The following is a 21,399-nucleotide window of genomic DNA, read 5'->3' as shown; positions in this document are numbered from 1 at the left end:
ATACGCGTCAAGTTAAGAGATTGTGAGCAAATTTAGAGAGGTTAAAGTGGATACTCTAGCCCTTCTACGTTTGTCTTTTAATGAAAATAGCGACCAAGTTATAGTGAGTTTTTTAAGAAATGCTTTTAAACTATTAATTTTGGTTAATACTAAAAATAACTCTCTAACCCGCCTTTTTAGCTCAATAAATGCCTTTGTTAAGCTAAGTTCTGTATTCTTTTTCACTTCTGTGCAACCAACTATGCCGTGAAATATAAGAATTGCGCACAATTTAGCATATAGTTCACATAATACTCTGCATGGCTTTCCTTTTAGCTTATCAAGCCTGATATAGCTTTTATACAATTTAAATAATAACTCAATTTGCCACCTTACTCTGTAAATCGTTAATACTTGCTCAGCACTAATTTTATTTTCTGGAACATTAGTTATAAATATTGACCAGTTCAACAATTTTTGATTTCTTTTAGAGGATGTATATCCCTGCGATCTTGCTAATCTATTAGCTTTCCTTCTTCTGGCCATAGACTGTTCTTCAGTTAGTTTCTGACATATAATTCTTACTCTAATTTTTGCTTCTTTTCCTAACAATACCTCGTTTTCTAAAAATAACTTATCCTCTAAACATTCTAATAACTCCATTTTTTGATTTGTTTCTACATCATATATGTTGGTATCAGATTTATAACGACTTATGAAATAAGCTCCTATTTCATTGATTTGTTTAAAAGAACTTGGCACAAAATAACCGAGATCAGATATTAGCAAATCATTGCTTAATATATTACTTAAATGTTTCCTATATCCCTGGTCTGATCTTACCCCCTCCGTTAAATTAGTTATCTAAGTGGGAAAAGTCGCCTCTCCCCACTCGACTTCAGAACCGTACGTGAGACTTTCGCCTCATACGGCTCCTCTATAATTTGGTGCTTGTCATGCACACTTTCTATGTAATTCATCGTGACAATGTCCATGTAACAAGGATAAATTCTTTTTCATATTATTACGTCTGTTTCGGTCAATATGATGTGTTTCTAAGATATCATCATTTTTAAACCAAAGTTGACAATGACCACATTTACCTTGTTGTAACTTCAACAATTTTATTACTCTTGGTAGTTTATCTGGTATCTTCCTTAAACGATTACCCCAATAAACCCAATCGCCATCATATGGAGACTTGGTTCCTTTCACTTTGACATGCCTTTTAATAGCATGATCTCCGTGCTTAATAAGAAGAACTTTGTTATTTGTCATAAATCGCCAATTATCGTTTTTATACTTTTTAAAGTATTTATTTTTAATCCAGTATTTTCCTTTGGTTGGGTGCCTGTAGACTGCCCACTTCCAGATGTTTCTAAACATTACACTGTCAATAAACCTAAAGGTCTTGTTTGACACAACCGAAGAATAATATTTGCTCCACCCTCTAGTAATTGGGTTAAGCTGTCTTATTACTGTTTCTTGTGTTGATCCTCTTAATCCTCTAATCTTATGTTTTATAGTGAGTGTATGCTGTTTTCTGGATTCACGACTTGGTTTGACTAATAATTTATAACCCCTCTTATTATTTTTCGTAGAGTAATGCCTTATTGAGAAACCAAGAAAATTAAATCCTGGCTTTTCTCCATTTTGAGTATGAGAAATCTTTGTTTTTGAAGGTTTCAATTCTAGTCCAATGGTTTTGAGCCATTCTTCAACTATCATTTTTGCCTTCAGAATGATTTCCTTACTCTCATGTATGATGATAAAGTCATCTGCGTAGAAAATTACACTTAATGAGCTTTTTGCTTCTCTACTGCTTGCAACACCACATTTCATCTTCCTATATTGAAGAAGTTCACTCCATAACGTTTCTTTGATATATTGTTCTAATCCATTTAATGCAACACAAGCAAGTAACGGTGAGATCGTCCCTCCTTGAATTGTACCACGTTTTGTGGATTCAAATTTTCTGTTTTCCATTACTCCAGCTCTTAACCATCCTTTTATAATTCTTCTAAAGGTTGGTGTAGTGTTAAGTTTTTCCAACAGAGCATTTTGATTAATATTATCAAAACATCCAGAAATATCAGCATCTAAACAGTACGCTGTTTTCCAATTCAGTGAATTAAATATGGCTTCAATAGCATCATGACATGACCTACCAGGTCTAAAACCATACATGTTCGGTTCAAATCCTACCTCCCACTCTGGCTCTAGTGCCATTTTCATAAGTGTTTCTTTTGCCCTATCTGAGATAGTAAGTATACCAAGAGGGCGATATTCTATTGGTTTTCCAGGTTTTGGAATCCAAACACGTTTTGATGGTTTCGCTTTTTCTCTAACATTTAAAGAATATGCTAATTGCAATCTTTCTTTATGATTAAGATTTGCTTTTCCATCAATACCTGCAGTTTTCTTCCCTCTGTTATCTTGAGTTACTTTTCTGACAGCAAGTAGTTTTGCACTTATTGAATTGAGTAATAATCTTTGAAGTTTATGTACCTTCTTCTTATCATTACATATTGCAGCTTGGTAAATTCGCTTTTGTAGCTTAAATACAAATTTCTCAACTTTACGCCAAGGAATTGTATTCCATTCATACCTAACAAATTGTTGGTCTATAACATATTTACTACTATTCACAACTTTACCCTCCAAATTATAGTGTCCACGTCTGCATATCCCAAATATTACTTTGGGCATTAGCTTCTTGGACAATCCCTCCAATGTAAGTGCTTATGGCTGGCTGCCTACTTACATTCAAATGAATATAAGAGCACCTATATGGTTATCCCGTTTCACGATTTTGTTTCGTGTTAGACTTAGGTTCTTACTTTTTACCGGAAGCTGAGAACATCTATAATCAAAGACATCTAACTTTAATTCCTCGTATGCTTCATACCATTTTGGTCTATGCGTAAAACAACCTTAATTTCGCATATTCAATATAACGACAATTCAATCATAAGTTTCTCTCGTAACCATATCTAACTCTGTTTGCAGGAGTTTGCTATAAGGTTTAGCATTACCTGCTTTTATCTCATGCTTGCATCCTAAAGGTTGCCATTCTTTAAAATGTGAGACATACATTATCCCTGATGTCTAGGGAAGATGGAATCTAACCATCACAAAATCGCAACTTCGGGTCGCACCGATGTTGTATTATCTATCTCAACATCTATTAATTCTCCTTCTTGCGCTGAACTTCTGGCTGTAGCTCATTATAGATTTCACCTATCAGTTTATTCTGCAGTAGAGTATCATGAAACTCTGCACCACTTAGCATTAATTTACGTATTAGCTTTTTACGATCAGCCTTATCAAATTTATGAAAATGTGTGCCCAGTATCACATATTCCGCGAAGCTCCATTCTCCATCATTACATGCATTTAGCCTTGCTCCAGAAGCTAGTACTTTGTCTATAACTTTGTGCAATTCATTTACATTCTTTGCCTCTACCACTTCACTTTTTAACCAGCTCAAAGTTTCTGCACTCGGCTTTATTTTTTTCAAAGCTGAAGCAAATGGATTTTTATCTTCTTGATCACTTACAGGTTTTGTGCCATAAACATAGTCAAATCCTTTCCCATAGTTGATTTTGTTTTCGCGAACTTCTCTACCAGGGAAAGGTGCTATTTCTTCAGGCTTTTTAGCCTTATTAATTTTGCTTACAAAGGTGGATTGCTCCTTAGTACGACCAATTCCTACAATAGCATTTAACACCTCACCTTTTGATAAGATCAATGTTTAACTCGTAAGTACCTCCTTCTTGATCATCAAAAGGTACAATTATTTTATTACTCATATTAGCCTCCGCTATTAAATATATTTAACTAAGTCTATAACCGACTTTATTACTTTATTATTAATTTAATATATACTTTCTCATTAATTATAAGCAATAATTAATGTACTTGCAAATACTTTCTTCATTCAAGTAGTAAAACAACTCATGAAAATCTTCTAACATCTGCTTTATAACAGTCCTTGCTCTTTAAAGCTAAAATACCCAACACTTGTGATGATAATGTGATCCATTAACCTAATCCCTATAGTCTGACAAACTTTAGCCAAGTCTTTAGTTACAGCTTCATCCTCATCAGATGGCTTTAACCTTCCTTCTGGGTAGTTATGCGATATTATTATTGACGTCGCTTTTCTTATTAATGCCTTTCTTGTTACTTCTCTTATGTAAAAAGGTACCTTATCCACTGTACCAGTGAACACTTCTTCCCCCTTTAAACGGCACTTTTGATCAAAATATATTATTTTCATCTTTTCCTCCTCTGAATAACCAATACTCACCCTTAAATATTTTACTATGGTTTCCAAGTTATCCATTACAGGTCCTTTCTTTAACTCTTCTCTTGGTACTCTCTTTGCAGCTTCCTTTAGGCATAAAATTACTGCTACTGTAGAGTCAGTTATCCCTTCTATAGTTTTCAAGTCATCTATTTCCTGACCTAAAATTCCTCCTATTCCAAAACTATCTATTAGCTTTCTAGCAATAACTCGAGCTTCTTCCCTGTCATGCACTGCACTTAGAAACGTTTCTATTACTTCACGATCAAGTAGAGCTTTACCGTTGCTTTCTAATGCTCTGAATTCTATTTCTTCTCTACGATCTTTCTTATTATTCATAAAAATTACCCTTCACTAATAACAAAATGTTTTTATATATTTACTGCTGTTTTTTGTCAGCATTGGCATAGAGCCATAGCTTTCGAGTGAAGTCAAATCAATTTTTAAATCTTTTTTGCTTATTTTTTCATCAAAAAGTAAAGATATTAATAGATACTGATTTTTTATTTTAAATTTGTTGAATTTCGTCTAAAGAGATGCCCACTGTTTTTAAAATAATATTGATAGAAATTCCTTCCTTAACTAAATTCTTTGCAATTTTCATCTTTTCTACTCTCTTCACTTTCTCTTTGCAAACTTGTATGCTTTCAAACAGAGATTTTATTAGTACATGACGTAATTCTTGGCTTTTAATCTTTTTGTATTCTTCTATTAACCTTGATAGTTCCACTTCACTATTCTCATTTTCTCTTGTTTCTGGAAGCAGATCTGTAATATTAATTAATAGCATCTTTGCTATTTCATCTAACATTTCAAGTGAAACAGCAGCTCGTCCTTGTTCATATTCATATATTCTTTGATTTATTACGCCCACTTTGCTTGCTAAATCTTCTTGAGTGTATCCTCGTATCAATCTCCATTCTTTTATTCTTTGACCTACTTTATACGGAATAGAAATTTTTTTCTCATCATTATCATATTCATCAATAGATAAACTGGTCGTTTGAGAGATAACATGAGCAGAAACTCCTTCCTTAACTAAACCCTTTGCCACTTCTATTTTTACTGCCTTTCCACTTTTTTCCTCACTAATACGGATAAATTTAGTTAATAAATAAAACGTTTCACGTAATTCTTGATCCTTAATCTCTTTATGTCTTCTTACTAGATTTACTATCTCTTCTCCCTCATACCTTTCCTCATTTGATACTTCTTGTCCGCAAGCTAGATCTCTAGCAGTTGTTGATAATGCTTCTGCTAATTCATATAACTTCTTAATTGAAATTCTGCGTGTTCCTTTTTCATATTGTAGTACTATTTGATACGTTACGCCGATTTTCTCCGCTAAATCTTTTTGAGTATAACCTCGCTTTAACCTCCAGCTTTTTACATTTTGTGCTATTTTGTACTTTATCGAGATATTTGCCATAAATATTATACAGTTTAATACTACCAAATAAAGATATACAAAATGTTTGCATTTTAGTTGAATATTTCTTCACAATTGTGTATAATTATTAATGCTTTTTATCTTACTTTCTCATGGCTTTTTCTAAATTTCTTGATGCTCGCAATGATTATGCCTTTAAAAGAATATTTGGCACCGAGAAGAATAAAGATATCCTCATTCATTTCTTGAACGATATTTTAGGCTTCACTGGCTTAGCTGCTATTCACGATGTTGAATTCTTAGCTACTATTTTAGATCCCGAAATTGCCGCTAAAAAGCAAAGTATTGTCGATGTTCTTTGTAAGGACTCTCAAGGTTCAAGATACATTATAGAGATGCAGTTCACTAAGACCAAGGGCTTCGAAAAGCGTGCTCAATATTATGCTGCTAAAGCCTACTCAAGTCAAGCTGATCAAGGTGATAATTATCATAATCTCAAGGAAATTATCTTCATAGCTGTTGCTGATTGTATTATTTTTCCAGATAAGGCTGAGTACAAATCTAATCATGTCATTTTAGATCAAAATAGCTTTGAACATGACTTAAAGGATTTTTACTTCGTATTCATAGAACTACCAAAATTTACAAAGACAAAAGAAGACCAACTAGAAAATATAGTAGAAAAATGGTGTTACTTTTTTCGATATGCAGCAGAAACAAACGAAGAGGACCTAGATAAAATAGTTGGTAGTGACGTAATAATAAAACGAGCTTATGAAGAGATGAATAAGTTTAATTGGTCAGAAGAAGAGTTACTAGCATATGAACAAATGAAAAAACGCATAATGGATGAGGTAGCTGCTTTTGCTCAAAAATTTGATGAGGGTCTTAAAGTTGGTCAAGAAAAAGGTAGACAAGAAGGTAGACAAGAAGGCATCCAAATCGGCCATCAAAAAGGTAGGGAAGAGGGAGAAAAACAAGCTAAAATAGCTGTGGCAAAAAACCTACTTAAAGCTGGTGTCTCTACTGATATCATATCACAAACTACAGGTTTTTCTCATTCTGAAATTTCACAACTCAAAGAAAAAACATAATATTCCTACTTATTCACTTCAACATTTATGAAAACCTTTCTTAAGTTAAACATACCCCATAATTAAGAGTCTAATGAACTGTCTAAAACAGCTATAAAGATAGCACACAGAATTATATAAATTACTATCATAACGTTACCCAAACTTCTACATCAAAGCTACGTGCTGTAAGCTCAATATGGAAAACACATCAAACATTTAGCATTTAATGTCTACTTCATCCATTTTAGTATTAGGATCATCAAACTTGCTACTGGTTTCCCTAATTATTTTGGCTACCCTCACTAAATACTGCAAGTTCAATACCACAAGTTGATGAGCAATTTGCCAAAGCTTCGGTAAGTAATAGTAGTTCAACAAGTACCACACTACCATCTGATGGTACAGATAAAAAACAAGAAAATGGAGGTTTCTTTCGAGACAACATTGATTATGTAAATGCAAATATAAAACAAATGCGTGAAAGGCAAACACCTGTTAAATTTAAACCTAGTAGCGGAAATATAATACTAGAAATGGGAGATCACTATCTATCACATGTTGATTTTAATGGTACAATAATGTTACTTGATTTATTAATTAGAAAAGTTACAGGTCAGAAGTATATTTCTACAGTAGATCAGTCTATATCCCCACTAGAAGCACAGGGCTATGCACTCAATATTACAAAGGAATTTGAGAAAGTAGTAGAGCAAGCTGGATTAAAAAGTGGTGTATCAATGCATCGATTAAATATTGATTATATGGAAATGCAGAAAGAAATTACTAGAAAAGTCATGAGTGGTAAATTCAATGAAATTTCAGGGATTTTAAAATCGTATGTAGAGAAAGCATGTCCTGATGAAGAAGCTGGTAAATTAAGTCCGAAGAAATTTGAAAAGTTTATGGCTACATTTAATAACAAGCTAGATGTATCACTAAATCAATCAATACACCAAATGCTACATAATGAAAATAACGTACTAAAAATGGATAATATAAAAGAACCGCAAAGCTTAGGTTTATCTGGACCTAGAACTAGGTTAGATGATGTATTAATTGCGGGCAATGCCAGAGAATTAGTCGCTGGAAGAAGGTAGTAGACTAAAAAGTTTCTTCCTTAAGTTGTGTAATGTCAGCCTGAGGAAGGCCAGTTGTCTGGGAAATAACATCAATAGAAATGCCAGCATTAAGTAGGTTTTTTGCAACTTCGATTTTTTCTTCTTGTCTACCTTTTTCGTGACCTACTTTAAGACCCTCATCAAATTTTTGAGCTAAAGCAGCTACCTCATCCATTATGCGTTTTTTCATTTGTTCATATGCTAGTAACTCTTCTTCTGACCAATTAAACTTATTCATCTCTTCATAAGCTCGTTTTATTATTACGTCACTACCAACTATTTTATCTAGGTCCTCTTCGTTTGTTTCTGCTGCATATCGAAAAAAGTAACACCATTTTTCTACTATATTTTCTAGTTGGTCTTCTTTTGTCTTTGTAAATTTTGGTAGTTCTATGAATACGAAGTAAAAATCCTTTAAGTCATGTTCAAAGCTATTTTGATCTAAAATGACATGATTAGATTTGTACTCAGCCTTATCTGGAAAAATAATACAATCAGCAACAGCTATGAAGATAATTTCCTTGAGATTATGATAATTATCACCTTGATCAGCTTGACTTGAGTAGGCTTTAGCAGCATAATATTGAGCACGTTTTTCGAAGCCTTTGGTCTTAGTGAACTGCATTTCTATAATATATCTTGAACCTTGAGAGTCTTTACAAAGAACATCGACAATACTCTGCTTTTTAGCGGCAATTTCAGGGTCCAAAATGGTAGCCAAGAATTCAACATCGTGGATAGCAGCTAAGCCAGTGAAGCCTAAAATATCGTTCAAGAAATGAATAAGGATATCTTTATTCTTTTCAGTGCCAAATATTCTTTTAAAGGCATAATCATTGCGAGCATCAAGAAACTTCGAAAGAGCCATAAGAAAGTAAGATAAAAAGCATTAATAATTATACACAATTGTGAAGAAATATTCAACCCTTTTGTTTTTCTAAGCTTTGAATGTGTTGATGAAAAAAAACATCTGTCAAAGATCACCTGAGAATTACATTTTAGGCTTTAGATGTAGTGTTAGTCATCGTTTTATAACTGCCTTAAAACCCTAGCAAATGAACTGATAAGCTATAAAAAGTTTCAAAAATACTTTGGTGTAGGCTCCAAAAAAATGCGAGTACAAAGACTCAAATATGATTACCTAACATCGAGAGGACGGGCTCCCTACACCTTGTATATGATAAAGATCTTGAAACTTCATGTCAACATTTTCAGTAGCAAATTTACGTTGAATCTATATCCTGTAAGTATGGGCGAAAAAAAGAAGGTTACAATATATACAGATGGAGCATGTTCCGGAAATCCTGGGCCTGGTGGATGGGCAGCCGTGGTGATGTATGAAAATAAAAGTGTCTTTATCAAGAAACGTATCTCTGGAGGTGAAGAAGACACAACGAATAACAAAATGGAGTTAAAGGCTGTGATTAACGGGCTAAAGATGTTGAAAGTTTCTTGCGAAGTTGTTTTACACACTGATAGTCAGTATATTAAACAAGGTATAACAGAGTGGATCAATAAATGGAAGGTAAATGGTTGGAAGACAGCCGATAAAAAGCCAGTGAAGAACAGAGAATTATGGCAGGAACTAGATGAAGTTGCTTTGCAGCATGATATTAATTGGAAGTGGGTTAGAGCTCACAACGGTAATATGTACAATGAGGAGGCAGATAGACTTGCTAGAAAGGAATCTAAAAAGCTAAAATATAGAGATTGTGAGGTCAAGAAATCACCAAAAAATAGAGGGAACTCTAAGTTTCATAGATTGGGTGGAGTATTATGGCAATAATTCTTTTAGACACAAAAACTATAAATCGTATAGCAGCGGGAGAGGTAATAGAGAGGCCAGCAAGTGTAGTAAAGGAATTAGTTGAAAATGCAATAGATGCTGGAAGTTCAGAGATAGAGATCAAAATAGAAAGTGGTGGGCGTAACCTCATTACTGTAATCGATGATGGTAGCGGAGTAAAAAAGGATGATTTAGAACTTGCGTTTATGCGCCATGCTACTTCAAAATTGAGTGACAGTGAATTGATAGAGATCAAGCATCTTGGCTTTAGAGGAGAAGCTTTGCCTTCAATTGCAGCAGTAAGCAGAATAAAATTATCATCTAAGGCAAGCAAAGCAGATCAAGCATGGTCTATAAGGTATGAGGGGGGAGAAAAAATAGGAGAGCTTGTTCCTTATCCTTTATCGATAGGAACATATATTGAAGTTCGTGACTTATTTTTTGCCACTCCAAATAGATTAAAATTTCTAAAAACCGAGAGGGCAGAAACACAAAGCATTGTTGACATTGTAAATAACTTAGCAATGATTAACTATAGTATTGGGTTTACTCTCACTTCCGGTAATAAAAAGCTCTTAAAATATGTTAAGCAAACTTCATTATTTAACAGATTATGTGAAACAGAAGAAGAATTTCAGAGCAATTCGCTGGAAGTTAAAGAGGAAGAAGACGGCATCAAACTTACGGGACACATCTGTAAACCAACTATTAGTCGTGGCAATTCAACTCAGATCTATACGTTTGTTAATGGAAGGCCAATAAAAGATAATCTACTTATTGGTGCAATTAGATATGCGTATCAAGATTTTATTCTAAGTGGGAGGTATCCTTTTGCAGTGCTGCACTTAGAGATACCATACGATCAAGTAGATGTAAATGTGCATCCAAATAAATCGGAAGTAAGATTTCAGAATAAAAGGCTAATATATGAAATAGTGAGAAGAGGGATAATAAAAGCATTATCAACGAGGTTTGCAGCAAGTGGTCAAGGTATTGAAGAGGAGCTAATTTTTAATGATAGTAAAAGCCAAGAGCAGGTTGATAGTAAAGAGAAAAAGAATCAAAAAGAGTTTTATGAAAAGAGACCAAGTCTTTTAGAAAATCGTCTAATGAAAGAATTCAATGCACCAGATGAAAGAAGGCAAAGCTTACCAGAAACGTTTAAGTATGGAGAATCTCCACCCCAAAAGGGAGCGATGGTTCTAGAAAGGGAGCAAATTGATTTAATAGAGGATCATCCTCTAGGGTATGCACGCTGTCAGGTCCACAGTACTTACATTATTGCTGAGGCTAAAGGCAAATTAATTATAGTAGATCAGCACGCAGCTCATGAAAGATTGATATACGAGTGCTTAAAGCAAAAATCAAGCATAAAAAGACAGAAACTTCTTCTTCCTGAAACAGTTAAAATCAAAAACCAAGCTGGAATGGGGATGATTGAAACTTATAAAGATGAGCTTTTTGAAATGGGTTTTGGTATTGAAATAGAATCAGAAGATAAAGTAAGGGTGAAAGAAATACCTGCAATCTTAGGAACAATAGATATAAAAGAGATGCTAGTTGATATAGTAGATAAGTTAACGGAAATGGAAGATACGTTGCCAATAGAGGATAAGGTGAATAAAATATCAGCTACAATCGCTTGCCATGGAGCAGGAAGAAAAATGAAATTGGAAGAGATGAATGAGATACTAAGACAAATTGAGAAAACTCCATATTCTGGTCATGAAAGACCAACTTATATAGAAATGAAACTAAGTGATATAGAAAAATTGTTTGAAAGGAGATGAGTTCAGTTTGTCAAAAAGGTTCTCAATTAAGCATACGTAACAGCTCTTCTGGTTATGGAGTATAAAATGTGAAAAAAGAGAATAATTACTCTAATTTTTTATATTATAAAGTAGTAGGACAGAAAGTAAGAAGTTGTAGGATAGCAAAGGGGTATACTCAAAAAGATTTAGCAAAAAAAATCAGTGTAACGTATCAAATAGTACTATAATATGAAAAAGGAACACGAAAAATTTCGATTGAAAAGTTGTGCGCTATAGCAAAGGTGTTATCAATTAATATTACGGATCTTATTCCTGTATCAAATGAAAAAATCTGTTTTGAAGATAAGGGAGAGGAAATATTAAATCTAGTAAGAAAATATAAAACGATTAATGATCAAGAGTTGCGCAAGGTGTTTTACTTGCTAACAAAATTTACCCGAGTTGGTGAGAAAAGTAGTAAAAAAGCAGAGAAAGTAAAAATTGCAAAGGGCCTGGTTAAAGCAGGGATTTCTGTTGATATTGTTTCACAAGCAATTGGCCTCTCTGCTGATGAATGTGTTGAAGAAAAAATAGGTTATATATACTGCAAAATAGGAAAGAAGATAAAAGAATGGAGACTAGTGCGGGAATATACTCAGAAGGATTTAGCAAAGAAAATGAGTACAACACGTGATGAAATAAGCAACTATGAACAAGGAAGAACTGCTGTTCCACTGGGAAGATTATATGAGATAGCAAAGGCGTTATCGATTAATATCATGGACCTACTTGAACTAACAGAGGATGCAGATGATAAAGTGGTACCTAATTTAATTGAAGAATACAAAAAAATTGAAAGCCAAGAACTACGTCATGCACTAATGAAATCTCTGTTTGAAAGCATACAAATTTGCGAAGAGAAAGTGAAAAGAGCAGAAAAGATGAAAATTGCAAAGGATTTAGTGAAAGGAGGAATTTCTACCGATATTATTTTGCAAATAACAGGCCTCTCTTTAGGCGAAATTCAACAGATTTAAAATAAAAAATCAGTATCTATTAACATCTTTACTTTTTGATGAAAAAATAAGTAAAAAAGATTGAGAAATTGATTTGACTTCACTCGGAAGCTATGGCTCTATGCCAATGCTGATAAAAAAACAGCAGTAAATATTTAAAAAAAGTTTGTTGTTAGTGAAGGGTAAATTATATGAATAAAAGTAAAGAAGAAATCGAATTCAGAATATTAGAAAGCAAAGGCAAAGCACTACTTGATCGTGAAATAATGGAAACATTTCTAAGTGCAGTACATGAAAGGCCACAGGCTCAAGAAATTGCTAAAAATCTGGTGAATACTTATACGGGAGTAGGAAAGATTTTAGGTAGAGAAATGGATGACCTGAAAGTTATAGAAGGAGTAACTGATTCTGCAGTAGCAATGATTATGTGTGTTAAGGAAACACTAGAAAGAGTACTGAGAGAAAAGCTCAAGAGTGAGCCAATAATGGACTTACAAGGGCTAGTAGAGTATTTGAACGTAAGTATAGGACACTTAGAAAGGGAATGTGTAAAAATACTGTATTTGAATAAAAGACGCCAACTAACCGGAGAAGAATCCTATATTGGTGAAATGGAAAAAGCACCAGTATACATAAAGGAAATTACAAGAAAAGCATTAATAAAGAATGCAACATTAGTAATAATGTCACACAACCACCCTGGGGGAAGTTTAGAACCTTCAGAAGAAGATCAAGAAGTAACAAAGAGCTTAGCAGCAGCATGTAGTACTGTAAGCGTTAGATTATTTGATCATATTATCATTACAAGTGGGGGTTATTTTAGCTTTAGAGAAAACGGATTGTTATAGCAGAAAGTATTTACAAATCTACTCATATTAATTTATAATGAGTAATATAATGTATAATAACAAAGTTTATTGTACACTTAAAAAGTATTTTTAATATGAGGTTTATATGACTAGTAAAGATCAGAATAAAAAGACTAATGTTAATCACAAGAAAATATTTGGTGCTCTTGAAAGCGTTGATATAGAGCAGTCTAAATTTGTGAGTAAAATTAATAGCCAGAAGGAGATAAAACTGGAAGATACAATGCCTTTCCCTAGCAGAAACGTTCGCGAAAACAAAATCAACTATGGGAAAGGATTTGACTATGTTTATGGCACAAAACCTGTAAGTGATCAAGAAGATAAAAATCCATTTGCTTCAGCTTTGAAAAAAATAAAGCCGAGTGCAGAAACTTTGAGCTGGTTAAAAAGTGAAGTGGTAGAGGCAAAGAATGTAAATGAATTGCACAAAGTTATAGACAAAGTACTAGCTTCTGGAGCAAGGCTAAATGCATGTAATGATGGAGAATGGAGCTTCGCGGAATATGTGATACTGGGCACACATTTTCATAAATTTGATAAGGCTGATCGTAAAAAGCTAATACGTAAATTAATGCTAAGTGGTGCAGAGTTTCATGATACTCTACTGCAGAATAAACTGATAGGTGAAATCTATAATGAGCTACAGCCAGAAGTTCAGCGCAAGAAGGAGAATTAATAGATGTTGAGATAGATAATACAACATCGGTGCGACCCGAAGTTGCGATTTTGTGATGGTTAGATTCCATCTTCCCTAGACATCAGGGATAATGTATGTCTCACATTTTAAAGAATGGCAACCTTTAGGATGCAAGCATGAGATAAAAGCAGGTAATGCTAAACCTTATAGCAAACTCCTGCAAACAGAGTTAGATATGGTTACGAGAGAAACTTATGATTGAATTGTCGTTATATTGAATATGCGAAATTAAGGTTGTTTTACGCATAGACCAAAATGGTATGAAGCATACGAGGAATTAAAGTTAGATGTCTTTGATTATAGATGTTCTCAGCTTCCGGTAAAAAGTAAGAACCTAAGTCTAACACGAAACAAAATCGTGAAACGGGATAACCATATAGGTGCTCTTATATTCATTTGAATGTAAGTAGGCAGCCAGCCATAAGCACTTACATTGGAGGGATTGTCCAAGAAGCTAATGCCCAAAGTAATATTTGGGATATGCAGACGTGGACACTATAATTTGGAGGGTAAAGTTGTGAATAGTAGTAAATATGTTATAGACCAACAATTTGTTAGGTATGAATGGAATACAATTCCTTGGCGTAAAGTTGAGAAATTTGTATTTAAGCTACAAAAGCGAATTTACCAAGCTGCAATATGTAATGATAAGAAGAAGGTACATAAACTTCAAAGATTATTACTCAATTCAATAAGTGCAAAACTACTTGCTGTCAGAAAAGTAACTCAAGATAACAGAGGGAAGAAAACTGCAGGTATTGATGGAAAAGCAAATCTTAATCATAAAGAAAGATTGCAATTAGCATATTCTTTAAATGTTAGAGAAAAAGCGAAACCATCAAAACGTGTTTGGATTCCAAAACCTGGAAAACCAATAGAATATCGCCCTCTTGGTATACTTACTATCTCAGATAGGGCAAAAGAAACACTTATGAAAATGGCACTAGAGCCAGAGTGGGAGGTAGGATTTGAACCGAACATGTATGGTTTTAGACCTGGTAGGTCATGTCATGATGCTATTGAAGCCATATTTAATTCACTGAATTGGAAAACAGCGTACTGTTTAGATGCTGATATTTCTGGATGTTTTGATAATATTAATCAAAATGCTCTGTTGGAAAAACTTAACACTACACCAACCTTTAGAAGAATTATAAAAGGATGGTTAAGAGCTGGAGTAATGGAAAACAGAAAATTTGAATCCACAAAACGTGGTACAATTCAAGGAGGGACGATCTCACCGTTACTTGCTTGTGTTGCATTAAATGGATTAGAACAATATATCAAAGAAACGTTATGGAGTGAACTTCTTCAATATAGGAAGATGAAATGTGGTGTTGCAAGCAGTAGAGAAGCAAAAAGCTCATTAAGTGTAATTTTCTACGCAGATGACTTTATCATCATACATGAGAGTAAGGAAATCATTCTGAAGGCAAAAATGATAGTTGAAGAATGGCTCAAAACCATTGGACTAGAATTGAAACCTTCAAAAACAAAGATTTCTCATACTCAAAATGGAGAAAAGCCAGGATTTAATTTTCTTGGTTTCTCAATAAGGCATTACTCTACGAAAAATAATAAGAGGGGTTATAAATTATTAGTCAAACCAAGTCGTGAATCCAGAAAACAGCATACACTCACTATAAAACATAAGATTAGAGGATTAAGAGGATCAACACAAGAAACAGTAATAAGACAGCTTAACCCAATTACTAGAGGGTGGAGCAAATATTATTCTTCGGTTGTGTCAAACAAGACCTTTAGGTTTATTGACAGTGTAATGTTTAGAAACATCTGGAAGTGGGCAGTCTACAGGCACCCAACCAAAGGAAAATACTGGATTAAAAATAAATACTTTAAAAAGTATAAAAACGATAATTGGCGATTTATGACAAATAACAAAGTTCTTCTTATTAAGCACGGAGATCATGCTATTAAAAGGCATGTCAAAGTGAAAGGAACCAAGTCTCCATATGATGGCGATTGGGTTTATTGGGGTAATCGTTTAAGGAAGATACCAGATAAACTACCAAGAGTAATAAAATTGTTGAAGTTACAACAAGGTAAATGTGGTCATTGTCAACTTTGGTTTAAAAATGATGATATCTTAGAAACACATCATATTGACCGAAACAGACGTAATAATATGAAAAAGAATTTATCCTTGTTACATGGACATTGTCACGATGAATTACATAGAAAGTGTGCATGACAAGCACCAAATTATAGAGGAGCCGTATGAGGCGAAAGTCTCACGTACGGTTCTGAAGTCGAGTGGGGAGAGGCGACTTTTCCCACTTAGATAACTATATAGAATTTTCTGGGAATAGTAAGGTAGAGGTAGCCAAAATACTGGAAGCAAACAGAAAGTTAGGAAGTAATATCTTAAAAATTGGTAATGATGCAGTTGAAGTTAAAAGTGAGAAGGGAGGTATAAGAAACTATACCGATATTTCAGATGGCAGCTCTATCATGTTAGAATTTCCTACAAGCATTGGTAAGCTAAATATTATATTGTACCAAGAGGCAGATCAGGTGCAAGTGAGAGTAGAAAATAAGGAAATGTGGGCTGAGTTACAAAAAAGAGGCGAAGAAATAGGAAAAAACTGTCTCTTTGGAGGAGTGAAACTTAAAGAAGCGGTAGAAAGAGGTAGTTTCACTAGATGTGGCATATGGAGTGAAAAGCAGAAGGAAGTAAGTGAAAAATTGTTTTCATGGGCAGACAAAGTACGTGAAAATAGTAAAGAAACTTGTAGGGCACTTTAATTTAAAGGTTCCAGAGTCTGGCTATTATATCTGGAGCCTTTGAGCTATAATAGAAAATATTATATGCAAGGTTCTTTTTGTGGAAAAAAGTCTAGATTATAAAGTGGGAGAAAAATTAAAAAGCTGGAGGTTAGAGCGAGGGTACACTCAGAAAGATTTAGCAGAGAAAATTGGTGTAAAATACTGGGTGATATTGCAATATGAGAAAGGGAATCGTAGAGTTCCAATTGAAAGGTTGTATGCTATAACTGAGGCACTATCAATCAGTATTACGGATCTTATTCCTGTATCAAAAAGCTGTCTTGAAGATGAAGAAGAAATATTAAATCTAGTAAGAGAATATAAAAAGATTAACGATCAGGAGTTACGTAAGATGTTTTGTTTGCTAACCAAATTTGTCCAAGTTAGTGAGAAAAGTAGTAGAAAATCGGAAAAAATAAAAATTGCAAAGAGTTTGGTTAAAGCAGGAGTTTCTGTTGATATTGTTGCAAAAACAATTGGTCTGTCTGCTGATGAATGTGTTGAAGAAAAAACGGGTTCTATCTACTACCAAATAGGCAAAAAGATAAAGGAATGGAGACTAGTGAGAGAGTATACTCAAAAGGATTTAGCGGAGAAAATGAGTACAACACGTGACGAAATAAGCAACTATGAACAAGGACGCGTAGCTACTCCACTGGGAAAATTATATGAGATAGCAGAAACATTATCGATTAGTATTACAGATCTACTAACAGAGGAAGATGAAGGTAGTAAAGTGGAAAATGAGCTACCGAATTTGATTAAAGAATACAAAGAAATTGAGAGCCAAGAACTACGTCATGCACTAATAAAATCTTTGTTTGAAGGGATACGTATTTGTGAGGAGAAAGTGAGAGAGATAGAAAGGATTAAAGTTGCAAAGGATCTAGTAAAAGGGGGAATTTCTATTGATACTATTTTGCAAGCGGTAGGTTTATCTATTGATATGGTTTTAGATGGATAGCTCGTAAAAAAATTATAGCAATAAAGTTTTTTTCTTAAATGGAGGATAAATGTTTGTTTCTGCAAGCAATGTTAGTTACGGAATAGGGCAAAGAATAGAAAATTGTAGGTTAATGCGAGGGCATACTCAAATAGGATTAGCAAGTCAAATAGGTTTAACATACCAAGAAGTAAACAGCTATGAAGATGGGTATATTCCTATTCCAATTGAAGTACTATATATAATAGCAAGAGTATTATCAGTTGACGTTGTAGATTTATTACCTGAACCAGTAATAGTAAGGGAAGACAGCTATGAAGACGAGGAAATACTCTATCTAACAAAAATATACGAGAATCAAAAGTTAGGCAAAATAGTACCTTCATTAGTCAGGTTTGTTCATATTAGCGAAAAAATTAATCAAGAAGAGGCAAGGTTGGAAATAGCAAAAAATCTAGTGAAAGAAGGGGTTTCAGTTGACATAATTTCCCAAGCAACCGGCTTATCTATTTACGAGTATGATAATACAGAGAAAGAAGTCTGCACTGATTCTATATACTACAGAATAGGGCAAAGAATAAGAGAATGGAGATTGATAAAAAGGTATACTCAGAAAGATTTAGCAAACAAAGTTGGTTTAACACTCAAGGAAATACACGAGTATGAAATAGGATACACTGCCATATCATTTGACAAATTATATCAAATAGCAGAAGGATTATCAGTGAATATTAAAGTTCTGCTGCCTAAAACAAATGAAGATAGTGAACTACTTAATTTACTAAGAAAAACTGAAGAGCAAGAATTAGTGAAGAAATTTTTATCTAGGGATATGAAGAATAGCAAAGAGAAAGTTAAAAAAACAGAAAAGATCAAGGTTGCGAAAAATCTAGTGAAGGCGGGTGTTTCTACTGATGTTATTTTGCGAGCAAGTGGCCTAACTGCCGATGAGTGTGAAAATTGAATTGTGTTTAAGATACAAGTAAAAATAGTCAATATATTAACCATTCTAAATCCTTGTTTAGCTAACTCAACTGAAGCATTTTCATAAAGTTTTGCTGCTAATTCGTGTTGTTTGATAAACTTCAAATTTAATGCTTTTAAAATTGATGCTGAAAACACATATTGCTAATGCTAGCAGAGGAGCTAGTTGGTAAAATCGCCACAGCCGTCAGTACTCCCGATTACTTTTCCTGATAATGTGATAGTATTCGCAAGTATTATCATATATTACAAAAAAATCAGTTAGCATTTCTGTTTATTAAAATTATGCAATAAAGCTGCATTTTATATAACACTTCTCAAATTATTTCTACTAAATATTTATGAATATGGTTAAACAGTAGATAGAAGAAACCTTTTCTATTATTGATCTTTTGTACAGTAAAGTTATCTCATAAAATATTAAATTTGGAGTTTTATGGATCACAGACTAAGAGCTTATTTGCTTGGAGTTACCTGGTTTATACTCAGTTTACTTAGTAGTGTAGTTAATGATACTATATCAAAGTGTCTCGGTTTACACCTTCAAAGTTTTGAGATAATCTTTTTCCGTTTTTTATTTAGCACTATTACTCTTATACCTTTTATATTTTACTATGGAATAGGAGTTTGTAAAACAAGTCGAATATCTATTCAAATAACTAGAGGTGCATTGTTGTTTTGTGGAATGACCTTATGGACCTATGGGTTGACTATTTGCCCAATAGTAACTGCAACAATTATAGGTTTCTCAATACCATTATTTGTTATGCTTCTTGCAATTCCTTTTCTGGAAGAAAATATAATTTGGCAAAGATGGGTAGTAGCTGTCATTGGTTTTATTGGTATTGCTATTACTACTAAAGCTTATAGTGAGGATTTTAATCCTAAAATTCTTATTTTTATTGTATCCGCATTAATCTTCGCTATACTAGATGTACTTAATAAGAAGCTTGTAATGAAGGAGACAATAATAAGTATATTATTTTACTCAGCTCTAACAACAACAATTTTTTCCACTCCATCTTTGTTATTTTATTGGCATATGCCTTCCTTGTTGGAGTTAGTATTACTGCTGATTTTAGGAATAAGTTCAAACCTAATTCTGTTCTTCATGTTAAAAGCTTTTGCTCTTACTGATGCTACTGCACTTGCACCTTATAGATACATAGAGCTAATAATTTCTGCAATAGTAGCATACGTTATATTTAATGAATTACCTGATAAAAGTGCTTTATATGGTACTTTGATATTAATACCATCAACCTTATTTATAGCTTATTCGGAAGGTAAGGCAATTAAGAAAAATAATGTAACAACAAAAGTTTATAATTGTTAATGGTATTTATTTTAGATGCTAAGCTATATTTTTAAGGTGATAATAAAATGCACATAACTATTATAGGAGTAGGGTATGTAGGCTTAGTATCTGGTACAATGTTATCGGAGCAGGGCCATAAAGTTGATTGCATTGACATAAATACTGAGAAGATTGAACTTTTGAAATCAGGGAAAATTCCCTTATATGAACCTGGATTAGCAGATTATTTAGAGAATAATATAAAGTCACAAAGGATAAGATTTTTTGATTCGTATTCTCAAATAAATCCCAATACAGAAGTAGTATTTGTAACTGTAGATACTCCATCAGACTCCCTAGGAAATGCAAATTTAAAGAATGTATATAATGCAGTAAGTGAAGTTTCTGAGAGAGTTAATCAAGATTGCTTAATAGTGATAAAGTCAACTGTTCCTCCTGGTACTGCAGAAAATATACATAATTATTTATCTAATAAGGGCTATAACTTTGATTTAGGAGTTAATCCAGAGTTTCTCAAGCAAGGCTCTGCAGTATCAGATTTTTTATACCCAGATAGGATAATAATAGGAGTAAAAACTAAGCTAGCTAGAGCAAAACTAGAAGTTATATATAGATCATTTATAGATAAGAATATTCCGTTAATAGTCACTGATACAGTTACTGCTGAAATGATTAAATATGCTTCTAATGCTTTTCTAGCAACAAAGGTTGCTTTTATCAATGAGATGGCAGGTTTATGTGAGCTATTAGGAGCAGACATTGACCTTTTAGCTAACAGTATGGGAATGGACCATAGAATAGGTAAGGAATTTCTCAAAGCTGGTCCAGGATTTGGAGGATCATGTTTTCCTAAAGATTTGTCAGCTTTAATAAGGCTTGCTGAAGATCACAATGTCAAGCTACAAATTTTAAATTCAGTTAAGGAATCTAACTATAATCATATAACAAACATTGCTAAAAAGGTAGAATATGTATTAAATGGAGTCCAAAATAAAAAAATAGCAATATGGGGGCTAACTTTTAAGTCTGGTACTGATGATGTAAGAAATAGCCCAGCTATAGATATTGCACAATTGTTAGTGAATAACAAGGCTAAAATTACTGCATATGACCCAATGGGGATGGATAATGCTAGGCAAGTTCTAAAGGATATAGAATACGCGGACAATGCTATAGGGGCTGCAAGGGACGCGGAAGCCTTGTTATTGTTAACGGAGTGGAAAGAATTTAAAAATCAAGATTTTGCAAGTTTAAAGAGTATTATGGCTGCACCTAATGTTTTTGATTTCCGTAATTTATTAGATAGCGAGCTATTACTAAGATATGGTTACCATGTTTATTCCTTGGGTAAAAAATCTATCTACAAAGTTTAACTG

At 33.5% G+C, this 21,399-nt stretch carries 14 protein-coding genes and 6 pseudogenes; 13 read left to right on the top strand and 7 right to left on the bottom strand.

What is annotated here, in order from left to right:
• Positions 1-12: 12 nt before the first annotated feature.
• From M1L26_RS01175 to wmk (M1L26_RS01155), 5 genes and pseudogenes are all read right to left on the bottom strand, one after another.
• Positions 13-837, bottom strand: a pseudogene (locus M1L26_RS01175) (IS4 family transposase); the annotation flags it as partial.
• Between the two features lie 96 nt (positions 838-933).
• Positions 934-2,688, bottom strand: a complete 1,755-nt coding sequence (locus M1L26_RS01170) for a reverse transcriptase domain-containing protein (RefSeq protein WP_214303292.1) — start codon at positions 2,686-2,688, stop codon at positions 934-936.
• Positions 2,689-3,137: 449 nt separating this feature from the next.
• A pseudogene (locus M1L26_RS01165) lies at positions 3,138-3,791 on the bottom strand (hypothetical protein); the annotation flags it as partial.
• A gap of 170 nt (positions 3,792-3,961) precedes the next feature.
• A complete protein-coding gene (locus M1L26_RS01160) occupies positions 3,962-4,627 on the bottom strand; it encodes a JAB domain-containing protein (protein ID WP_250120263.1) in 666 nt (221 codons plus the stop codon).
• Between the two features lie 169 nt (positions 4,628-4,796).
• Positions 4,797-5,717, bottom strand: a complete 921-nt coding sequence (gene wmk / locus M1L26_RS01155; protein WP_250120262.1) for a WO male-killing family protein Wmk — start codon at positions 5,715-5,717, stop codon at positions 4,797-4,799.
• A 113-nt stretch (positions 5,718-5,830) separates the two neighbouring features.
• Between wmk (M1L26_RS01155) and M1L26_RS01150 the strand changes: the two genes are divergently transcribed.
• Positions 5,831-6,772 (top strand): Rpn family recombination-promoting nuclease/putative transposase, encoded by a 942-nt coding sequence (locus tag M1L26_RS01150; RefSeq protein WP_250120261.1) that lies wholly within the window; start codon positions 5,831-5,833, stop codon positions 6,770-6,772.
• Between the two features lie 262 nt (positions 6,773-7,034).
• Here M1L26_RS01150 and M1L26_RS01145 read toward each other — a convergent pair whose 3' ends face one another.
• Positions 7,035-7,199, bottom strand: a complete 165-nt coding sequence (locus M1L26_RS01145) for a hypothetical protein (RefSeq protein WP_250120260.1) — start codon at positions 7,197-7,199, stop codon at positions 7,035-7,037.
• Between the two features lie 28 nt (positions 7,200-7,227).
• On the opposite strand from M1L26_RS01145, the gene M1L26_RS01140 reads away from it, so the two are divergent.
• Positions 7,228-7,851: a latrotoxin-related protein gene (locus M1L26_RS01140; RefSeq protein WP_250120259.1), complete on the top strand. Its 624-nt coding sequence runs from the start codon at positions 7,228-7,230 to the stop codon at positions 7,849-7,851.
• A gap of 4 nt (positions 7,852-7,855) precedes the next feature.
• Here the strand turns inward: M1L26_RS01140 and M1L26_RS01135 are convergent, their stop codons facing one another.
• The gene (locus M1L26_RS01135) at positions 7,856-8,740 is read right to left on the bottom strand and encodes an Rpn family recombination-promoting nuclease/putative transposase (protein ID WP_250120258.1); all 885 of its coding nucleotides are present in this window, start codon (positions 8,738-8,740) and stop codon (positions 7,856-7,858) included.
• A gap of 381 nt (positions 8,741-9,121) precedes the next feature.
• Between M1L26_RS01135 and rnhA the strand changes: the two are divergent.
• From rnhA to M1L26_RS01080, 11 genes and pseudogenes are all read left to right on the top strand, one after another.
• Positions 9,122-9,568: pseudogene (rnhA, locus tag M1L26_RS01130) on the top strand (ribonuclease HI); the annotation flags it as partial.
• 80 nt (positions 9,569-9,648) lie between these two features.
• Positions 9,649-11,448 (top strand): DNA mismatch repair endonuclease MutL, encoded by a 1,800-nt coding sequence (gene mutL / locus M1L26_RS01125; RefSeq protein ID WP_250120257.1) that lies wholly within the window; start codon positions 9,649-9,651, stop codon positions 11,446-11,448.
• A 68-nt stretch (positions 11,449-11,516) separates the two neighbouring features.
• Positions 11,517-12,446 (top strand): annotated as a pseudogene (gene wmk / locus M1L26_RS01120) (WO male-killing family protein Wmk).
• A 170-nt stretch (positions 12,447-12,616) separates the two neighbouring features.
• Positions 12,617-13,273, top strand: coding sequence for a JAB domain-containing protein (locus M1L26_RS01115; RefSeq protein ID WP_250120019.1), 657 nt, complete (start codon positions 12,617-12,619; stop codon positions 13,271-13,273).
• A 106-nt stretch (positions 13,274-13,379) separates the two neighbouring features.
• Positions 13,380-13,999 (top strand): annotated as a pseudogene (locus tag M1L26_RS01110) (hypothetical protein); the annotation flags it as partial.
• A gap of 449 nt (positions 14,000-14,448) precedes the next feature.
• On the top strand, positions 14,449-16,203 hold the full coding sequence (locus tag M1L26_RS01105) for a reverse transcriptase domain-containing protein (RefSeq protein ID WP_214303292.1): 1,755 nt from the start codon (positions 14,449-14,451) through the stop codon (positions 16,201-16,203).
• Between the two features lie 92 nt (positions 16,204-16,295).
• Positions 16,296-16,757 (top strand): annotated as a pseudogene (locus M1L26_RS01100) (hypothetical protein); the annotation flags it as partial.
• Between the two features lie 79 nt (positions 16,758-16,836).
• The gene (wmk, locus tag M1L26_RS01095; RefSeq protein ID WP_250120256.1) at positions 16,837-17,742 is read left to right on the top strand and encodes a WO male-killing family protein Wmk; all 906 of its coding nucleotides are present in this window, start codon (positions 16,837-16,839) and stop codon (positions 17,740-17,742) included.
• A 49-nt stretch (positions 17,743-17,791) separates the two neighbouring features.
• Positions 17,792-18,685, top strand: a complete 894-nt coding sequence (gene wmk, locus M1L26_RS01090; protein ID WP_250120255.1) for a WO male-killing family protein Wmk — start codon at positions 17,792-17,794, stop codon at positions 18,683-18,685.
• 456 nt (positions 18,686-19,141) lie between these two features.
• The gene (locus tag M1L26_RS01085) at positions 19,142-20,041 is read left to right on the top strand and encodes a DMT family transporter (RefSeq protein ID WP_250120254.1); all 900 of its coding nucleotides are present in this window, start codon (positions 19,142-19,144) and stop codon (positions 20,039-20,041) included.
• A 47-nt stretch (positions 20,042-20,088) separates the two neighbouring features.
• Positions 20,089-21,396: a UDP-glucose dehydrogenase family protein gene (locus M1L26_RS01080; RefSeq protein ID WP_250120253.1), complete on the top strand. Its 1,308-nt coding sequence runs from the start codon at positions 20,089-20,091 to the stop codon at positions 21,394-21,396.
• Positions 21,397-21,399: the final 3 nt, after the last annotated feature.

The organism is Wolbachia endosymbiont of Ostrinia scapulalis (assembly GCF_023559145.1).
Taxonomy (GTDB): domain Bacteria; phylum Pseudomonadota; class Alphaproteobacteria; order Rickettsiales; family Anaplasmataceae; genus Wolbachia.
This window is presented reverse-complemented; position numbering and strand designations above follow the sequence as displayed.